The 603-nt window shown below is 42.6% G+C and carries 1 protein-coding gene; it reads right to left on the minus strand.

Annotated elements, in window-relative coordinates; genetic code table 11:
* The coding region (locus tag A3738_RS21525) for a hypothetical protein (RefSeq protein ID WP_197473955.1) at positions 1-374 on the minus strand (374 nt) is incomplete at its 3' end.
* Between the last annotated feature and the right edge of the window lie 229 nt (positions 375-603).

Raw genomic sequence — 603 nt, forward strand, 5'->3', positions numbered from 1 at the left:
AATGGATCCTTATCTTTCTTCTCAGCTTCTTTCTTCTTCTCTTCTTTCTTCTTCTCTTCTTTCTTCTTCTCTTCTTTCTTCTCAGCTTCTTTCTTCTCGGCTTCCTTCTTCTCGGCTTCTTTCTTCTCGGCTTCTTTCTTCTCAGCTTCCTTCTTCTCGGCTTCCTTCTTCTCGGCTTCCTTCTTCTCGGCTTCCTTCTTCTTGGATTCCTTCTTCTTGGATTCCTTCTTCTCAGCCTCTTTCTTCTCGGCTTCTTTCTTGTCCGACTTCGGTTCATCTTTCTTCAGCTGAACAGTTACAGATTTGTCCTGCACTTCTTCCGTAAAATCGACAGGATTATAGATAAGATAGGTCGCAACGGAGCTATGCAGCAACAAGCTTCCGATGAAAGTAAGGCTGTATCGTTTACGGTATCCTTTTGGTAGCATCCGTCTAATTCTTATTTGCTGCTTTGATTTATTGTTCGCGAGGAAAACTATGGGAGACGTTGTTCAGTTTAAAAGACCTTCGCTCAAAGCGAAGCATAAAGGAAAAAGCCTTTGTAAGCATGGCTTTCACAAATGGGTGGTCGAAAAAGAGAACCAGTTTGACGTTAAGCAAGGG

The sequence above is a fragment of the Oleiphilus sp. HI0066 genome (assembly GCF_001635725.1).